We start from the raw sequence: 13,166 nt of genomic DNA, 5'->3' as shown, positions 1-13,166 counted from the left end.
CGTTTGTAGCTGCGAGCGCAACGAAAACGTGCTCTCTTCCAAAACCGCAGCAAACTTAGGAGATTTATCATGTCCGCACTGATGATCAGCGACCTGTCCCGCGCCCACGAACTCAGCCGCAAGGAAATGGCTTCCGTCCGCGGTGGTAGCGTGTTCCAGAACTACGGAATCAACAACATCGCAACCGGCGGCGGCTTCTCGTTCGCGAGCCCCAATACCATCACGGCCCCGGTCACCCAGGTCGATGCATCGACCCACCTGGATCTCACCAGCGTGACCAACTCGATCAACAACCTCGGCGGCCTGGTCGTCGGAAAGCTGGGCCTCTAAGCCGCGCCGGATGTCCGCTCAGCGGCAACCGTGTCCGACAGCGTCGACCGAAACGCTCCAGCCCGCCGCGGGGTTGTCCTCGCGGCGTTCAAAGCCCGCCAGGCCATGTTCCTGGCGGGCTTCCTGCATGACAAAAACGAAGCCGGCATGAACGGGCAGACGGGCCGACGCACCGTCGGCAGCACCGCCCGCGTCCATCAGCGGCCGGGCTGATCCCGCCGCGCCTTCGACCTCCCTTCCCTGCATGCGGATCCGCTTCGCCTCGTCGAGGCGGATGGCGTCGCGGCGCCAGTCATGGTGCCGCGTGGTCGCATCGATGCCCCGTTGGCCGTCGGCGCGGCAGTCCCGATGCGTTGTGCCATTCCGGATGGTACGCGTTAAATTCAGTGATCCGAAGTACATCGTGACGATCGTTGCGTCAATGCCGGTTGCTGTCGACCGCCGGCGCAGCATCGCGTCGCTGGCTTTCCTGCGCGGGCGCTCACACGCTGCGGCTGCCCGTCGATGCCTTCGACGCGAATCGCAAGCGTCATGTCCCGTTCCTGTTGGCCGGGATAGAACAGCAGACGCGGAAACCGTCTGGAAGAACCCGACACCGCCGTGCTCCGATCTTGCCCGGCGAACCCGGTGAAATGGCGTCGAGCCAATTGAATTGCGTTTGTTTTCATGAGGTTGGATGTGTTTCCCGCGCGCACGAGCAGAGCCTGGCACGCGCCGTGCATTGGTAGCTGCGAGCGCAACGAAACGTGCTCTTTCCAAACCGCAGCACACTCAAGGAGATTGACCATGTCCGCACTGATGATCAACGATCTGTCCCACGCCCACGAACTCAGCCGCAAGGAAATGGCTTCCGTCAGCGGGGGTAGCGTGTTCCAGAACGCAGGTATCAACAACATCGTGACCGGCGGCGGATTCTCGTTCGCCAGCGCCAATACCATCACGGCGCCGGTGACGCAGGTCGATGCATCGACCCACCAGGATCTCACCAGCGTGACCAACTCGATCAACAACCTCGGCGGCCAGGTCATCGCGAAGCTGGGCTTGTAAGTTTCGCGATGCTTGCTTGCAGTCGCAGCAGTGTTTCGATCGAGTCGTACCGAAGTTCCTCAGCCCGCCGCGGGTTCGTCCCGCGGCGTTTCAAGCCCGCCAGGTCCCGCTGGCGGGCTTCTTTGCATGGTCGAAAGCGCAACCGGCCTTCATGCCGCATCCACTGCCGCGCAGCGGACTGCGTCGCGCCATCCGAGATCGAGCCCAGCACGCGCGTAACTCCGTGCCAACACGGCTCTGCTGCGCTCGTAGCTGTCTGTCACCCAGTCGCAGTACAGCGCGGCCAGCACGCTTACCCGACCGGGATGACGCGAAACGTCGACGGCCATTGCGCCCGCGCGCAGGCCGGAAGCGATGGCGAAACGCAAACCGTCTCCTGTCGCGGGGTCGAGATAACCCGCCGCATCGCCGCACACGATATAGCCCGGGCCCGCGGTCCGGCGCACGCACTGCCAGCGCCTGCCCTCGCGCCACACCGGTCCGACGGGTGTCGTGTCCGCCGGCCACGCGATCTCGCCGTCGCGCAGCGTCGATAGCGACGTCCAGATCCGGAACGTGGACGTCGCCCTCATCCACAGCCAGCCGCCGCGCGCGATGTTCCAGTAGGTGCCGGGGTGCGTGCGTGGCCCGCGCGCGTAGCCGCGGCGAAGCCAGAACAGCGAAGAGTCGGTCGTCACCTCGAGCCGCATCGCGCGACGCAGCCACCCGTTGACGCCGGTTGCATCGATCACGGTGCTCGCGCCGACATCGCCGTCGCCGTGCGTGATGCCCACGACCGCGCCGTGTTCGACACGCGCGAGAAGCCCGCCGGCGGGCGTATGTGAATAGCGAACGCCGGCAGCCAGCGCTTCGGCACGCAGGCCGTCGTCGAGACGGCTGCGGATGACCGCACGTCCCCGCTGCGCATCGGCCACATCATCGAGCCATGTATGCGGTTGCCGGGCGAGACTCGGCGCCAGTCGATCGAGCAGCGCGAGCGCGGCGCCGGACACGCATTCCGGCGCCGCCCGCGAACGCCCGCGGCCCAGCATCCACACGTTGCCGCCCGCTCTTGCTGCCGCGATCGCGGCAGCGCATCCGGCAGGCCCGTCGCCGACCACGAGCACGTCGATCGCATTCATCGCGGTTCCCTTCAGTAAAGCCCGAGCGCGTCCGGCCCCGGTGCGCTGCGCAGCACGGGGCCGATCACCCGGGCCTCGGTCGCATCGCAACGGATCGCCTCACCGTAGCGCACGCGCAGCCGTCCCGGCATGTGCTGCGCCGGCGTCGCATCGGCAGCAGGCAGAACGAAAAGAAAGCGATAGCGCGCGGCAACGCCCGGCGCATCCGCAGCGTCGGCTTCGCGAAGTGCCCGCGCGGATACCAGCCACAGCTTCGTATGCGACGGCGTTTGCCCGTGGTCGCATGCGGCGACGGCATGGCGCAATGCACCGATGCGCCGGACCAGCTCGGCCGAATCGACATGCTCGAACGCGCCGTACAGCATCTCGCCGTGCAGCGCGTTGGCGACGTAGTCCGAGCGTTCGATGTCCGCGTAATCCACGCTGCCGTCGGGCGTCAGGTACGGGCCGTATTCGCCGTCCCATCCGCGCCGCGTGTTCGACTCGTCGCCGCGCGTGACCAGCGGATGACACGGATGAAGGCCGAGTTCATGGTCGAGCATCGGGATCGCGGTCGGCGCGTCGCTCCGGTTGAAGGTTCTGGACGCGTCAGGACTCACGGCGGGCCAGAAGCTGTTGGAGGCCGCGCACAGCTTGATATCTTCGGCGAACGGGCTGCCCAGCCCGAAGGTGGCGAGGAAGATGCCGCGCCGGTTGCCCGCATAGGTGACGTCCCAGCCGGGCGCAAACACGCCCGAAGACGCGTCCGACAGAAACGAGGTCATGCGCGGCATCTGCACTTCCCGGTCCCGCCGCCGCGCCGAGCGTGCCTCCCGGCTGAACGCGACGGCGACCGTCTCGTCACGCGGCGAAAACGCCTGCGTATGGCTGAACGGATCGATGTGATGGGGATTGGCCGGCAGGCGCTCGGCGCTGAGCGATATCGGCGAGCCGCTCCTGAACTGCGACTTCGGATCGATCCGACGGTCCTTGAACCAGCGCTGCAATTCCGCCTGGTCGGCATACGGGTAGAAGTCCGGCGCGGCAACGACCGAATAGGCCGGGTGTACCGCGTGTCCCGCCAGTTCGGCGATACGGATCGTCACGACGCCTTCGCTGCAGTGATCCAGAAACAGCTGCGCGCGATAGCCGCCTTTGCCGACTTCCCCGAGGAATGCCTGTCGGTCGACGGGATGCGCGCGCATATCCGTGCAGGAGCCGTCCTCATGCGCCTTGTGCCGGATGTTGATGAACTCCGGTGCATTGCGCGGTTCGGGAAATCGAAGCCAGGCGGGCGCGAAATGCGGAAAATAGTGCTGCCGCAGGTCGTCGACGGCGGCCAGCACCAGCTTCCACAGATTCGTGATGATTCTCATCGTCGTGAAGCGCCGGTTGGCGAGCGGGGCCAGCCGCCATCGAGCCGGCACGCCGAAGCCGTGCACGCCGAAGTTGGCGGCGTTCACCGGCTCGATCAGCGGCCGCGCGGCCGGGATCAGGAGTACGGCCGCGCCCGAACGCTTCAGTGCGACTGCCGGGGTGCTCGCGCCGGCAGGCGGTGCCGTGCCGGCGTCCTCGGAGCAGATCGCATACGGTGCGCCGCCCAGATCGCCGGATGGCGACGGCCGCACGCCCCAGCGCGCCTCGACGGCCCGCTTCAGCTTCTCACCGCGATGGCAGTGGCCATATTGCATCGTCAACCGGCGTCCGGGCAGGCATTCATCGGGAAACAGCTTGCGTACCGGTTCGATGAAGGTGCGCCGATCGTCGCCCGCTTGCCTGCCCTCGATCAGCGCGAGCGTGCCGGGGCCGGTGACCCGGCGCACGAGAAACGCGCCATAGCGCGCCGGCATCGCGCGGACATGCTCGATCCCGTCCGGCACGTGCGGCACGAAGCTGCGGGTCTGCTCGTCGTAGCTTGCGTCGACGTCGCCGTTGCGCGCAATGCCGAGTCGCGAAAACACGAGGTCCGCATGCTGCTGATGTCCGGTACGGCGCGCGGGCCGGTAGTGGTAAGCCAGCACCGCGATGTCCAGCGTCTGCCAGTCGGGCGGCAACGGCGCCAGCGAATCGATGTAGTTCTCCAGCAAGTCGATTGCCTCGAGGCGCACGCCGGCATCCGGCGCCGGGCACGTGGACAGTGCAAGCAGGTGATAGACGAGACTGCGTGCCGGGTCGCCGGGCTCGATCGCCCGCGTGGTGTCCGGGCAGAGATCGTGAATGCGCGGATCGTCCCAGTCGATCGGCAGCGGCCGGCTCAGTCGCTTCGCCGTCTCCTCGGGCGTGCCCGAATCGGACAGGTCGAGACCGTGACGTTCGAACGCTGCTCCCCATGGCGCCGGCAACCCGAGCAGCAACGCGTGAACCTCATCGACGAGCATCGACGGCCTCCGGCGGTGGTGCGTTCGAAGCGGCCGGCTCGATGCGCTTCGCGTCCCGGAACCCCACGCATGTCGATCCGGTCGCTGCAGGCCGCCTCTTCAGCGCTTGTTTCAAACGAACCTCACATTCAGGTTCTCGGTTGCCGAGATCAGTGACTAATATAGGTGATTGCAGCTGTAATGAAATGTCGGATTGTGTTCGAAACATTGAATGCCGGAGGCGCGTGGCGTGATTCGCCGGCGGCGCCGTGACTCGATCAACACATGTCGGCGGCCACCTCATGTTGACGCGCAGAACCTTCGTGCTGGGCAGTGCGGGCGTGGCGGGCACGCTGGTGATCGGCTGGGCGTGGTGGCGCCGCGACGACCGGCTGGCCATACCCGCGCAGCTGGCGATGTCGCGCGTCGATGTGCCGCTGAACGGCTGGGTGATGATCAGTTCCGCTAACGACGTGACGATCGTCATGAGCAAATCCGAAATGGGCCAGGGGATACATACCGGCGCGGCCATGTTGCTGGCCGAAGAGCTGGATGCGGACTGGTCGCGGGTGCGCATCGTCATGTCCCCGCTCGACACGATCTACAAGGACCGCGAATCACTGGCCGACGGCCTGCCGTTTCGTCCCGATGACGACAGCCTGCTCGCGCGCGGCGCGGCGGCCGTGGTGCGCCACGGCGCACGCTATCTGGGTTCGATGGTGACGGGCGGATCGACGAGCATGATCGATCTGTGGGGGCCCATGCGCGAAGCGGGCGCCACGGCCCGCATCATGTTGCGCAGCGCCGCGGCGCAGCTTTGGCAGGTGCCCGTCGCCGAATGCGAGACGAAAGCCGGCGCGGTGCTGCATCGGTCGGGGCGCTCGGCGACGTACGGCGAACTTGTCGAGCGCGCGCGGGACGTGCCGCGCCCGGCACATGTCGCTCTGAAGAACCCGAAGACTTTCATGCTGGTCGGGAAACGGCTGGGCCGCATCGAGGCGCACGCGAAGCTCGACGGCAGCGCGCGCTATGGCATCGACGTGCTTCCGGACAAGCTCCTGTATGCGAGCGTCACGATGTGCCCGACGCTCGGCGGAACGGTGCTGGCCGTCGACCGGTCCAGGGTCGGCGGCCTGAAGGGCGTGACCGGTGTCTTCACGATCGCGCCATACCACGGCGGAACGGGAGGCGTTGCCGTCATTGCCGACAATCCCTTCATCGCCATGCGGACGTTGTGCGGGTTGCTGGTCACATGGGATCACGGGCCGGCTGCGGGCGTGAATACCGCGGACGTCCGCGCGGCATTGACGCGCGCCCTCGACGGCGACGACGGGCGCCACGTGTTCTACGCCGCCGGCGACGCCGATGCGGCGCTGGGCCACGCGAAGCCGTTCGTCGCGCAGTACGAAGTGCCGTACCTGGCTCACGGGCCGCTGGAACCGATGAATTGCACGGTGCGGGTCGACGACGACGCGGCAACGATCTGGTGCGGCACGCAGGTTCCGATGGTGGCACGCCGGGCAGTCGCGGCGCTGCTGGGCCTGGACGAAGACAAGGTGGTCGTGAACCAGCAATTGATCGGCGGGGCCTTCGGCAGGCGGCTCGAAGTCGACTTCATCACGCAGGCGGCCGCCATCGCGCTTCATGCGAAGGGGCGGCCCGTCCAGACGATCTGGTCGCGCCCGCAGGACATGACGCACGACTTCTACCGCCCGGCCTGCGTGGCGAGATACAGCGGCGCCGTCGATGCGAGCGGCAGGCTGGTTGCCTGGAAAGGCGTGTCGGCGAGCCAGTCGATCAGCGCGCAGGCGATGCCGCGCACCTTCGGCATGCCGGGCCTCGCCGCGAAATGGCTGCCCGACGCCACCACGGCGGAAGGCGCATTCGACCTGCCCTATGAATGCGCGAACATTCTCGTCCAGCACAATACGGTGACGCTCCCGGTTCCGGTTGGCTATTGGCGCTCCGTCGGACACTCGCATCAGGCATTCTTCGTCGAGAGCTTCATCGACGAGATGGCGGCGCTGGCTCGCAAGGACCCGATCCAGTTTCGGCTCGACATGCTGAAGCAGCCGGCGCACCAGCGCCACGTGGCCGTGTTGCGGGCGCTCGTCGCGCTATCCGGCTGGCGTTCGCCGCTGGCGTGGCGCGACGAGACCGGCGCGCGGCGCGCACGCGGCGTCGCGATGCACGAATCGTTCGGCAGCGTGGTCGCGCAAGTCGCCGAAGTCCGGCAAGACGGTGACGGCTTTCGCGTGACGCGCGTGTTCTGCGTGATCGACTGCGGGCTGGCCGTGAATCCGAACCTGGTCGAGCAGCAGATGGAGAGCGGGATCATCTTCGGATTGTCGGCCGCGCTGGAGCAGGCGATCACGATCGAGAACGGGCAAGTCGCGCAGCAGTATTTCGACAGCTATCCGCTGGTCAACATGGAGACTTGCCCCGAGATCGTCACGCAAGTCCTGGCCGGCGGGACCGAGCCGCACGGCGTCGGCGAAGCGGGCACGCCGCCGATCGCGGCGGCCGTGGCGAATGCGCTGTATGCGCTCACGGGTGTGCGTCATCGCACCCTGCCGCTCATCAAGCCGAGCCCGCCCGGGCAAGGAGACGACCGATGGTGTCAGTCCGTATCAACGGGGAAACCGCTGACCTCGATACCGAGCCCGACACGCCGCTGCTCTGGGTGATTCGGTGCGAACGGAAGCTGACCGGCACGAAGTTCGGCTGCGGTGTCGGCGTCTGCGGTGCCTGCACGGTGCTCCTGAACGATCAGGCCGTGCCCGCCTGCCAGCTGCCGGTCGGTACGCTGAACGGCGCGCGCATCACCACCATCGAAGGGCTGGACGGCGTCGAAGCGCGGGCGCTGAAGAACGCGTGGATTGCCGTCGACGTCGTGCAATGCGGCTATTGCCAGAGCGCCCAGCTGATTGCCGCCACCGCGCTGCTGATGCGCTGCCCTCGTCCCGACGACCACCAGATCGACGAAGCCATGAAGAACATCGCATGCCGGTGCGGCACGTTTCCCCGCATCCGCCGCGCCATTCACCAGGCGGCGCAAGCGCTGGGCCGCTGACCGGCGCATCGGCCCGCTCAGTGGCCGTTGGCATGCGTCGTGATCTGGATGAAATCGGCGGCAATGCGCCCCTCGCCGTATTTGGCCTCGAACAGCTTCAATTGCCGCTCGATTGCCGCGAGATAGGCGGCGCGCGGCTCGGATGAAGGCCGTAACCCGTCGAACAGCGGCGCGGGCGTGACGAGGAGCACGATCATCTCGGTGCCGAACGGCGGCCCGATCACCCACTCGCCCATGCTGCCGATCGTCGCGGCGTAATTCGGCGGCGCCTGGTTGTCGCGTTCGCGGCTGCTCGGCACGAGATGCACGACGCTCCCGTTCAGCACGTAGTAATCGACGTTCACATACGACTCGTAAGCGGGTGTCGTGATGTCGATGACCAGCGGGCTGCCTTCCGCGAGATGCGCGTCGGGCGCTCGCGTACGGAGCGACGCGGCGTGTGACGATGCCTGATTCGACCGCCAGTACGGCGCCAGCGCGCTCACGACCTCGCAATCGCGGGCGTCGACGGGACGCACGTCGAGCCTGGCCGCCTGCCCGCCCGCCAGACCGCCGAGTGCGCTGCGCACGCGGCCGATGCCGACACCGGCTTCCGTATAACCGCGCACCTGCAGCACGCGATCCTGCACCGACGCAACCAGCGCCGAACACGGGACGCGCGCCAGCGCAGCCGTCACGGCCGCCAGCGAGATCGCCGGTGCCGGTGCTGCCGGCGGCGGCACGCTGGCAGCAGCGGGCACGGCGTTCGCCGCGGCCGCGGGCGCGCTGCCGGCACCGGCGCTCGCCGTCGCGCCATTCCCGCCGCCGGCGGTCGCGTGCGCAACCGTATCCGTTGCGGAGCGCCCGTCACCGCTGCGCGAAAGCGCCTGGTAGCCGTACCAGAGCACGGCGACCGCCGCCGCCGTGCAAGCGCCCACGGCCACCCCCACGCGTACGCCCGATGCCCGGGCGGGTGGCTTGAGCACGCCCATGCGTTCCAGGAACTGGTTGACGCTGGGCGTGCGCGCCGCGCGGTCGAACGACAACGCGGCGCTCAAGGTTCGCCATTGCGTGCGATCGAGACCGGGATGACGCTCGGGCCGCAAGTGGTCGTGACGCGCCTGGGTGGCCGACAGCCGATTGAACGGATGGTGCCCGCTCAGCAATTCGTAGGTGACGCAGGCGAGCGCGTAAACGTCGTCGCGCGGATCCGGCTCGAGATGCTCGAACATCTCCGGGCTCGCATAGGCCGGCGTGATGCCGCCGAGGCTCGCCGGGTCGAACACGGTCACGTCGGGATCCTCGTCGCGGCGCTGGAATGCGCGCGCAATCCCGAAGTCGATCACCTTCACCTCACCGCGGTCGGTCAGGAACACGTTGGCGGGCTTGAAATCGCAGTGAACGAAGCCGCGCTCGTGCGCGTAGGCGAGCGCCTGGCCCATGCCGGCGATGATCGGCAACGCGGCATCGAGCGGCATGCCCTTGAAGTCCGGCGCGCGCAGCACCTTGCTGAGCGGCCGGCCCGACAGATACTCCATCGTGAGGTAGACGAGCGGACCGTCGCGATCGAAGTCGTAGACGGTGACGATGTTGCGATGGGCGAGCGTCTGCGCCTTGCGGGCCTCACGCTGAAGCGCGATCAGCGAGGTCGGCTGGCCGCGAAACTGCACATTGAGCACCTTGATCGCGATATGGGGCTTGCGATCCGACGCCTCCAGCTTGCGCAGGTCGAGCGCCTTGTACACGGTACCCATGCCGCCGACGCCCAGGCACTCCTCCAGCACGAAGCGCCCGTTCAGCGTATCGCCGATGCCTTTCACGCGCTCGCCGTCGACGGACAGTGCGTCGCCCGACGGCCCGGGCGCGATGCCCGGACGCGCGTCCGGCCGAAGCGGGCTCTCCTGGATCCGGGTCGCGTCGCCCGCGGATGCCGTTCTGTCGCGACACCGCTCGAGTCGTTTCAGCACTTCCGCATAGATATCGTCCGACAACGGCTGCGTGGTTTGCGTCTGGTCGAGCACTTCGCGCAACCGCGCGCAATCGACCTGATCGGTCGCCAGCACACGGTCGATCTCTGAGAAGAACGCTTCCTGCGACAGCGTCCCGCTCTGGAATGTCTGAATCAGCTGCGCAAAGCTCATCATTCGTATGCCGTCTACTCAGCTTCAGCTTGCCGACCCGCTTCGGCGTTCCGCGGCGCCGCCAGGGCAAGGACCGTCCACGACGTACCCGTGCAGCGCGACATGTCGTTGATGCACCGGACACCATCGAACCTGCGCATGCTGCCACGTCATCGTCAGACGAATCCGGCTGCGCGCCGCACCGGCCGCGGGCCTTCTGACAGGACGTCTAACAAATCATACTAGTCTGCGGTCACGCCCTGTGCAATCGGTGCCGGAACTAGAATTCACGTCGATCGATCGCGAACCGGCTGCAGGTTTTCGCCGTCCACGCGCGCCCGCGCTGCCCGGTCGATTTTCCAGCGCGCGCGGTCGTGTGGCGAACCTATACTGGACAGATTCCCGGTACGTCGGCACATCGCACGATGCTGCATGGCTGCCCCTCTTCCATCCGATTTCGCGGAGTCAACCATGGGCGTGCTCGTCATCAACGATCTTCCCGAAAGCGTCGACCTCGACCGCCAGGCGATGGCCGCCATCAGCGGTGGCGCGCGGGTCCGCGCGCATCAGACGATGCTCGCGCCGCAGCCTTTCCCCTATCTGCACACCGACGCCCGCGGGGCTGCACTGAAACATGCACCGGCGGCCGAAACGGTGGCGTCCCCGGCGCGCCCGACCCTGTTGCGCTGACGGCACACCACCCGGCCGCGCACGCACGCTCAGGCCGCCTGCGACATCATCGCGGGCCGCCGATCGGCCGGCGGGAACACGCACCACGAGCCGTCGTCGTGACGAAAGAAGAAGATCGCGATCGTGCCGGCCGGATGCACGGCCTCGACGCAGACGAAGCGCCGCCGTTGCGCCGGCAGGCGGCTGAAGCGCACGATGCGCGCCGGCACGCGCGCGCTTGGCGCGAGCCACTTGTCGACCTGCATGCGCAGCGAGGATTCGGTTCCGTTCATTTGAGCCCCCTGATGACGATGTCGAACGCGCCGGGACGTCGCTCATGCGGCGGCGATGGCGGCCGCGGCAGCTCGTCCGCTCGCGCGCCGCGCCGCGAGCAGCGCGCGGCAGACGGACAGCGCGAACCGGACGGCCGTCCGCGGATGCATGACGCAGGTGCGAACCTGCTCGCTGTGGCCCGTCCCTTCCACGCACCACGTGCAGAAGTGCTCGCAGTTGTTCGTGAGCAGGCGATAGCGGTTTTCGCCCAGACGCGAACGCGCGCGCAGCACTGCGGTGCGTCCCGCATAGGCGGCGTACGGATGCGGCGCGACGCGCACCGCGTGACCGGCGGCGAAGCGTTCGAGCGTGACTTCCTCGATCGGGCCGCGATGCAGCGACGTGCACAGCCCCGCGTAGTGGACGACGCGCCCGTCGCCGACGTAGATGCCGTGATGGCTGTAGGCGCCGCGATCGGAAACCAGGTGCGCGCCGAGCGGCAGTGCATCGACGCCGCCGGACAGCGAAGCCGCCTGCGCGCTTGCGTCCGCAATGCTGTTCACTGGTTGAAGGTCGCGTTCCATGACGGGCTCCGTCTGCAGGTTGGCGGCCGCCCGTGTTGCTCATGGGTCAGCCGGTTGCCAACTAACCTGCATCAAGCGTGCCACTCTTCGCGGCGCCCGCCGTGCAAGGCCTGGCGGGAAGCGCCCGGCGAACCGCGCACCGCGCTGTCGCCGCGCGGCCAACCGTTTGCCGGGGATTTTGTTGGTGCGGCAGCACCAGTCGGCGCGCCCGACCGCCGTCTGCATGTGCCGGAGCACTTGTCGGTTTCGCGGCCACGTTCGTGGCCCCGACTGTTGGTTCGCGTACAACCATTGCGGGACGAGGCCGCGACGCACTAGGATGCAAGCAACGCGTGTCGATCGCGCCCTGCCTTGCCGCGTGTGGCGCCCGGGCCGATCGACGTCCGCGCCCGGGCCACGCACGCGGGTCGTGTCACGCATGGCACGAGGTTTGCACGTATCGGGTACCCGGTTCGTCGGCAAGCCCCATTCGGAGACGCATCATGACCACGCTCGCAATTACCGACCTTCACATGCAGCGCGACATCGACCGCAAGACGATGTCGTTCATCCGCGGCGCAGGCGCGCCGTGGGTATTCGGCTGGATCCAGCCGTACACGCCGCCGGCGCCTGCGTTCGGGCCGGTCGTCAACCTCTATCAGACGTACAACACGTTCTACGCGAACCAGGTTCTCAACCAGATCCAGAACATCGACGTCGCGAACTCGGCGCCTGGCGCGAATATCGTGGTCGGGGTCGGCGCGGACGGCAGGAACCGGCTCGTCTAGCGCCGGTTTCAAGCCGGCCGGCAACGCGCGTTCACAAGCCCTGATCGGCATGAACCCGCCCTGAACGAAAAGGAATGGCGCGCCGTGAGCGCAGAACTGCAATGGACTTCGGCGTCACGCACCGACGTGGGCCGGGTTCGCGAGATCAACGAAGACGATTGCCTCGCGTTGCCGCACCGTGGCCTGTGGGCCGTTGCGGACGGCATGGGCGGACATTCGGCCGGCGACCTCGCGAGCCGGATGATCGTGCAGGCGCTGGATCGGCTGGCCGCCCCGGCCACGCTGGCGGACTTCATCGCGGCGGCGCGTACCGCGCTCGATGCCGTCAACGCGCAATTGCGCGAATCGGCCGCCCGGCGCGGCGTGCGCATGATCGGCAGCACGGTGGCGGTGCTGCTCGCGAGCGGCCGCCAATGCGCCTGGCTGTGGGCCGGCGACAGCCGGATCTACCTGTACCGCGACGCGCGCCTGACGCAGCTCACGCTCGATCACAGCCACGTCGCGGAACTGCAGGCGCAGGGCCACCTGAGCGCACAGCAGGCGCGCCATCACCCGTCGCAGCACGTGATCACGCGCGCGGTCGGCGCCGCCGAGCAGCTGCATCTCGACGAACGACGCATCGACGTATGCGACGGCGACATGTTTCTGCTGTGCAGCGACGGCCTGAGCAACGAGCTCGACGAAGCCGACATCTCGGCCGCCCTCGCCTGCGGCGATTGCGCGCGCGCAACGGACGAGCTCGTCGCCCTCGCGTTGCGCGCGGGCGGCCGGGACAACGTCACCGCGGTCGTGATCCGGGCGTCCGATCCCGATGCGTCGGACCGGACGCTCGCCAATCCTTCCGTGCAACGCTGAACGATCGCGCGA

The 13,166-nt window shown here is 67.6% G+C and carries 13 protein-coding genes; 7 read left to right on the top strand and 6 right to left on the bottom strand.

Annotation, left to right across the window (positions count from 1 at the left end):
* The first annotated feature begins 69 nt into the window (after positions 1–69).
* Positions 70–330, top strand: a complete 261-nt coding sequence (locus DIE17_RS03355) for a hypothetical protein (RefSeq protein WP_044848681.1) — start codon at positions 70–72, stop codon at positions 328–330.
* Positions 331–348: 18 nt separating this feature from the next.
* On the opposite strand, the gene DIE17_RS03350 is transcribed toward DIE17_RS03355, so the two are convergent.
* Complete coding sequence (locus DIE17_RS03350; RefSeq protein WP_124920662.1) at positions 349–732, bottom strand: hypothetical protein; 384 nt, start codon at positions 730–732, stop codon at positions 349–351.
* A 384-nt stretch (positions 733–1,116) separates the two neighbouring features.
* Between DIE17_RS03350 and DIE17_RS03345 the strand changes: the two genes are divergently transcribed.
* Complete coding sequence (locus tag DIE17_RS03345; RefSeq protein WP_044848682.1) at positions 1,117–1,377, top strand: hypothetical protein; 261 nt, start codon at positions 1,117–1,119, stop codon at positions 1,375–1,377.
* A gap of 149 nt (positions 1,378–1,526) precedes the next feature.
* Here the strand turns inward: DIE17_RS03345 and DIE17_RS03340 are convergent, their stop codons facing one another.
* Both DIE17_RS03340 and DIE17_RS03335 read right to left on the bottom strand, forming a co-directional pair.
* Positions 1,527–2,498: an NAD(P)/FAD-dependent oxidoreductase gene (locus DIE17_RS03340; protein ID WP_124920661.1), complete on the bottom strand. Its 972-nt coding sequence runs from the start codon at positions 2,496–2,498 to the stop codon at positions 1,527–1,529.
* 11 nt (positions 2,499–2,509) lie between these two features.
* On the bottom strand, positions 2,510–4,855 hold the full coding sequence (locus DIE17_RS03335) for a hypothetical protein (protein WP_124920660.1): 2,346 nt from the start codon (positions 4,853–4,855) through the stop codon (positions 2,510–2,512).
* Between the two features lie 281 nt (positions 4,856–5,136).
* On the opposite strand from DIE17_RS03335, the gene DIE17_RS03330 reads away from it, so the two are divergent.
* Both DIE17_RS03330 and DIE17_RS03325 read left to right on the top strand, forming a co-directional pair.
* Positions 5,137–7,521: a molybdopterin cofactor-binding domain-containing protein gene (locus DIE17_RS03330; RefSeq protein ID WP_124920659.1), complete on the top strand. Its 2,385-nt coding sequence runs from the start codon at positions 5,137–5,139 to the stop codon at positions 7,519–7,521.
* The gene (locus tag DIE17_RS03325) at positions 7,449–7,907 is read left to right on the top strand and encodes a (2Fe-2S)-binding protein (protein ID WP_044848690.1); all 459 of its coding nucleotides are present in this window, start codon (positions 7,449–7,451) and stop codon (positions 7,905–7,907) included. The genes DIE17_RS03330 and DIE17_RS03325 overlap by 73 nt, the downstream gene beginning before the upstream one ends.
* A 17-nt stretch (positions 7,908–7,924) precedes the next feature.
* Here DIE17_RS03325 and DIE17_RS03320 read toward each other — a convergent pair whose 3' ends face one another.
* Entirely contained in the window at positions 7,925–10,030 is a 2,106-nt protein-coding gene (locus tag DIE17_RS03320; RefSeq protein WP_124920658.1) for a serine/threonine protein kinase, read from the bottom strand.
* A 447-nt stretch (positions 10,031–10,477) separates the two neighbouring features.
* Here DIE17_RS03320 and DIE17_RS03315 point away from each other — a divergent pair, with 447 nt between their 5' ends.
* The gene (locus tag DIE17_RS03315) at positions 10,478–10,696 is read left to right on the top strand and encodes a hypothetical protein (RefSeq protein ID WP_124485927.1); all 219 of its coding nucleotides are present in this window, start codon (positions 10,478–10,480) and stop codon (positions 10,694–10,696) included.
* A gap of 29 nt (positions 10,697–10,725) precedes the next feature.
* Here DIE17_RS03315 and DIE17_RS03310 read toward each other — a convergent pair whose 3' ends face one another.
* A complete protein-coding gene (locus DIE17_RS03310) occupies positions 10,726–10,968 on the bottom strand; it encodes a hypothetical protein (protein WP_044846567.1) in 243 nt (80 codons plus the stop codon).
* A 42-nt stretch (positions 10,969–11,010) separates the two neighbouring features.
* Complete coding sequence (locus DIE17_RS03305) at positions 11,011–11,532, bottom strand: lecithin retinol acyltransferase family protein (protein WP_124920657.1); 522 nt, start codon at positions 11,530–11,532, stop codon at positions 11,011–11,013.
* Positions 11,533–12,014: 482 nt separating this feature from the next.
* On the opposite strand from DIE17_RS03305, the gene DIE17_RS03300 reads away from it, so the two are divergent.
* The gene (locus DIE17_RS03300; protein WP_044846565.1) at positions 12,015–12,299 is read left to right on the top strand and encodes a hypothetical protein; all 285 of its coding nucleotides are present in this window, start codon (positions 12,015–12,017) and stop codon (positions 12,297–12,299) included.
* A gap of 84 nt (positions 12,300–12,383) precedes the next feature.
* Positions 12,384–13,154, top strand: coding sequence for a PP2C family serine/threonine-protein phosphatase (locus DIE17_RS03295; RefSeq protein ID WP_124920656.1), 771 nt, complete (start codon positions 12,384–12,386; stop codon positions 13,152–13,154).
* The last annotated feature ends 12 nt before the right edge of the window (positions 13,155–13,166 follow it).

Origin of the sequence: Burkholderia sp. Bp9099, assembly GCF_003857805.1 — a bacterium.
GTDB lineage: Bacteria > Pseudomonadota > Gammaproteobacteria > Burkholderiales > Burkholderiaceae > Burkholderia.
This window is presented reverse-complemented; position numbering and strand designations above follow the sequence as displayed.

Bases quoted from the DNA above. Each gene is read 5' to 3' on its own strand.
- DIE17_RS03355 (WP_044848681.1), top strand. From the start codon at position 70: ATGTCCGCACTGATGATCAGCGACCTGTCCCGCGCCCACGAACTCAGC.
- DIE17_RS03350 (WP_124920662.1), bottom strand. From the start codon at position 732: ATGTACTTCGGATCACTGAATTTAACGCGTACCATCCGGAATGGCACA.
- DIE17_RS03345 (WP_044848682.1), top strand. From the start codon at position 1,117: ATGTCCGCACTGATGATCAACGATCTGTCCCACGCCCACGAACTCAGC.
- DIE17_RS03340 (WP_124920661.1), bottom strand. From the start codon at position 2,498: ATGAATGCGATCGACGTGCTCGTGGTCGGCGACGGGCCTGCCGGATGC.
- DIE17_RS03335 (WP_124920660.1), bottom strand. From the start codon at position 4,855: ATGCTCGTCGATGAGGTTCACGCGTTGCTGCTCGGGTTGCCGGCGCCA.
- DIE17_RS03330 (WP_124920659.1), top strand. From the start codon at position 5,137: ATGTTGACGCGCAGAACCTTCGTGCTGGGCAGTGCGGGCGTGGCGGGC.
- DIE17_RS03325 (WP_044848690.1), top strand. From the start codon at position 7,449: ATGGTGTCAGTCCGTATCAACGGGGAAACCGCTGACCTCGATACCGAG.
- DIE17_RS03320 (WP_124920658.1), bottom strand. From the start codon at position 10,030: ATGATGAGCTTTGCGCAGCTGATTCAGACATTCCAGAGCGGGACGCTG.
- DIE17_RS03315 (WP_124485927.1), top strand. From the start codon at position 10,478: ATGGGCGTGCTCGTCATCAACGATCTTCCCGAAAGCGTCGACCTCGAC.
- DIE17_RS03310 (WP_044846567.1), bottom strand. From the start codon at position 10,968: ATGAACGGAACCGAATCCTCGCTGCGCATGCAGGTCGACAAGTGGCTC.
- DIE17_RS03305 (WP_124920657.1), bottom strand. From the start codon at position 11,532: ATGGAACGCGACCTTCAACCAGTGAACAGCATTGCGGACGCAAGCGCG.
- DIE17_RS03300 (WP_044846565.1), top strand. From the start codon at position 12,015: ATGACCACGCTCGCAATTACCGACCTTCACATGCAGCGCGACATCGAC.